4 protein-coding genes are annotated in these 2,126 nt (G+C 43.3%); 3 read left to right on the top strand and 1 reads right to left on the bottom strand.

Features of this window, described 5'->3' with window-relative positions:
- Nucleotides 1–93 precede the first annotated feature (93 nt).
- From ACTIE0_RS17835 to ACTIE0_RS17825, 3 genes are all read left to right on the top strand, one after another.
- Nucleotides 94–714 (top strand): Uma2 family endonuclease, encoded by a 621-nt coding sequence (locus ACTIE0_RS17835; RefSeq protein WP_006624849.1) that lies wholly within the window; start codon nt 94–96, stop codon nt 712–714.
- Between the two features lie 86 nt (nt 715–800).
- A complete protein-coding gene (locus ACTIE0_RS17830) occupies nt 801–1,229 on the top strand; it encodes an element excision factor XisH family protein (RefSeq protein WP_006668186.1) in 429 nt (142 codons plus the stop codon).
- Entirely contained in the window at nt 1,205–1,552 is a 348-nt protein-coding gene (locus ACTIE0_RS17825; RefSeq protein WP_006668187.1) for a XisI protein, read from the top strand. Before ACTIE0_RS17830 ends, ACTIE0_RS17825 begins: the two co-directional genes overlap by 25 nt.
- A 122-nt stretch (nt 1,553–1,674) precedes the next feature.
- On the opposite strand, the gene ACTIE0_RS17820 is transcribed toward ACTIE0_RS17825, so the two are convergent.
- Nucleotides 1,675–1,995, bottom strand: coding sequence for a XisI protein (locus tag ACTIE0_RS17820; protein ID WP_006668188.1), 321 nt, complete (start codon nt 1,993–1,995; stop codon nt 1,675–1,677).
- Nucleotides 1,996–2,126 lie beyond the last annotated feature (131 nt).

The raw sequence follows: 2,126 nt of genomic DNA, 5'->3' as shown, positions 1-2,126 counted from the left end.
TACAATGTTAATGAAATGTCAACACCGTTCATGCTCTCAATTGGCTGGCGGTGGGTTACGCACTCAACCCACCCTACGAAGGAGGAATATTATATGATAATAACATCATCCCCAAAATTGACATTTGCCGATTTTTTAGAACAGTATCCCGACGGTTCAGGGAGGTATGAATTAGTTAATGGAGAATTGGTGAAAGTGGAACCAACCCGCGCCCATAAAAATATCGCTCGGTTTTTGGTTCGTCGTTTTGACCGGGAAAGTGAACGGCTGAATTTAGACTATATTATCGATAAAGATATCATCGTCAAAACCGTGACCCAGGAGGGGGAAGAAAGGGGGCGAAATCCTGATGTGGCGGTAGTGAAAGCTGAGGTTTGGAATCGCAACGTGCGGACTTATGGAGCCTTGACCGAACCCATTGAATTAGCCGTGGAGGTAGTTTCCACCAACTGGGAGGATGATTATATTGACAAGCGGGAGGAGTATCAGCGGTTGGGAATTGCAGAATATTGGATTGTGGATTATTTAGCGATCGCATCTCGTGCATTTTTAGGCAATCCCAAGCAGCCGCAGATTTTGGTTTATCGGTTGGTTGAAGGCGAGTATCAACTGCGGTCATTTTCCGGGAGCGATCGCATTTTTTCCCCCACTTTCCCAGAGTTGGAATTAACCGTCGATGAAGTATTGACAGCGAGTGGCATTCGCGAGTTATAATATAGAAAATCATATCATAGCTCACCCAAATCACATTGATCGCCGTCGCTATCCGACATAAATTTAATATAAATGGGACGCATTTAATGCCCGCCAAAGATGTTTATCATGATACTGTTTGTATTGCTCTGATGAAAGATGGTTGGACAATCACTGATGATCCCCTGATTCTAAAGATCGGGGAACGCTCGACGTTTATCGATTTGGGGGCTGAAAAACTAATTGCTGCCGAACGAGATCATGAAAAAATCGCTGTCGAAATTAAAAGTTTTTTGAGTCCTTCTCCAATCAAAGATCTGGAAAATGCCTGGGGACAGTTCTTTCTGTACGCCAGAGCACTTCAAAAAAAAGAATCAGATCGCAGTTTATATCTAGCGGTTAGCCGGAACACCTTCGATACTTTATTTCAAGAAGAAGCCGGACAACTGCTTTTAGAAGAACCATATTTTCGGATGATTGTTTTTGACCCAAATAGTGAGGAAATCCTGCAATGGCAACCACAATTAAACCTATAGATGATTGGCGGAATTTACTGGAAAAAATTATCCAAGATTATGCCGATATTCCCTATCGATATGGTGATGTAAAGACTTACCTGATTGTCAGTCGGGACGGCAACCATTTTATGCTGGTACACGAAGGCTGGGAAAATAATCGTCGGGTTCACGGTTGCATCGTTCATGCCGAGATTCGCGATGCCAAAATTTGGATTCATTACGATGGCATAGAAGATGGCATCACCGAGGAACTCGTTGCCGCTGGTGTTCCCAAAGATTGCATTGTCCTCGCCTTTCATCCTCCCCAGGTTCGGGAACATACCGGCTATGCGATCGCATAATTTTATCATTCCTTTTCCCGGAGCGATCGCATTTTTTCCCCCACTTTCCCAGAGTTGGAATTAACCGTCGATGAAGTATTGACAGCGAGTGGCATTCGCGAGTTATAATATAGAAAATCATATCATACCCGCCCCGCATTAGATTCTTCCAAGAACCCCAAAATAATGCGGTTTTCAGGAATGCCTTTTTCAATCAAATCTTGAGTAATTCCCGCTTCCATCCCATCATATTCAATCACAACTTTTCCTTCACGCAAAACAATATAGATGAGATTTACTCGGACTCGTCTACCTCGATCCCAACCCACTTGCATCAGTGCATAATGTTCTTGTTTATCATCAAATACCGTATCCAATCGAATCTCGCCATGAGATGGACGCAGTTGTGCATATTCACAGATAACTTGTTTGACAATTTCGCGATCGTGAGTTATGGTATCCATTGTTTAACCTCCGCTTTTTTCGCATCAACCACTAAGAGATTTAAAGGCAGTTTGTTTTCCGGGAGCGATCGCATTTTTTCCCCCACTTTCCCAGAGTTGGAATTAACCGTCGATCAAGTATTGACAGCGAG

The organism is Limnospira sp. (genome assembly GCF_051859755.1).
Taxonomy (GTDB): Bacteria; Cyanobacteriota; Cyanobacteriia; order Cyanobacteriales; family Microcoleaceae; genus Limnospira; species Limnospira fusiformis.
Note: the sequence above shows the minus strand (reverse complement) of the source record. Positions and strands in the feature narration are given on the sequence as shown.

Coding starts and splice junctions, on each gene's coding strand:
- ACTIE0_RS17835 (WP_006624849.1), top strand. CDS start 94: ATGATAATAACATCATCCCCAAAATTGACATTTGCCGATTTTTTAGAA.
- ACTIE0_RS17830 (WP_006668186.1), top strand. CDS start 801: ATGCCCGCCAAAGATGTTTATCATGATACTGTTTGTATTGCTCTGATG.
- ACTIE0_RS17825 (WP_006668187.1), top strand. CDS start 1,205: ATGGCAACCACAATTAAACCTATAGATGATTGGCGGAATTTACTGGAA.
- ACTIE0_RS17820 (WP_006668188.1), bottom strand. CDS start 1,995: ATGGATACCATAACTCACGATCGCGAAATTGTCAAACAAGTTATCTGT.